The organism is Ancylomarina longa (assembly GCF_003996985.1).
Classification (GTDB): Bacteria; Bacteroidota; Bacteroidia; order Bacteroidales; family Marinifilaceae; genus Ancylomarina_A; species Ancylomarina_A longa.
This window is the reverse complement of the sequence record NZ_RJJX01000229.1, coordinates 1-448: the sequence shown is the minus strand read 5'-3', so window position 1 is coordinate 448 and position 448 is coordinate 1. Positions and strand designations below refer to the sequence as shown.

Annotated in this window: 1 protein-coding gene; it reads left to right on the top strand. The window is 35.9% G+C overall.

What is annotated here, in order from left to right:
* Positions 1–448, top strand: a 448-nt coding sequence (locus DLK05_RS17050) for a nucleoside recognition domain-containing protein (protein WP_438830192.1), incomplete at both ends; no start/stop codon positions are given.

The following is a 448-nucleotide window of genomic DNA, read 5'->3' as shown; positions in this document are numbered from 1 at the left end:
CAGTTATGTTTCTAATCACGTTTTTTGGCATTTTTGGTTATGTTAGTCACTCCATGGGAGTAGCTAATATGCTAAATACGATTATGAACACAGCCTGGGATCTTCTTATGAACACCGTATTCTATATAATGGGAATTACTGTTTTATCTGGAGCGCTTGGTAAATTACTTATCGAATTTGGCGTTGTACGCTTGTTAGAAAAAATTCTAGCCCCACTAATGAAACCTCTTTTTAACCTTCCGGGTGTGGGAGCATTAGCGGGAGTCCTCACTTTTCTTTCAGATAATCCAGCTATTATCAGTTTAGCTAACGACAAAAACTTTAGTAAGTATTTTAAAAATTATCAATTGGTTTCCTTAACCAATTTTGGAACTGCTTTTGGAATGGGACTAATTGTGATGACCTTTATGTCGACACTTCAGATTCCAGGTAATGACGAAAACTTATT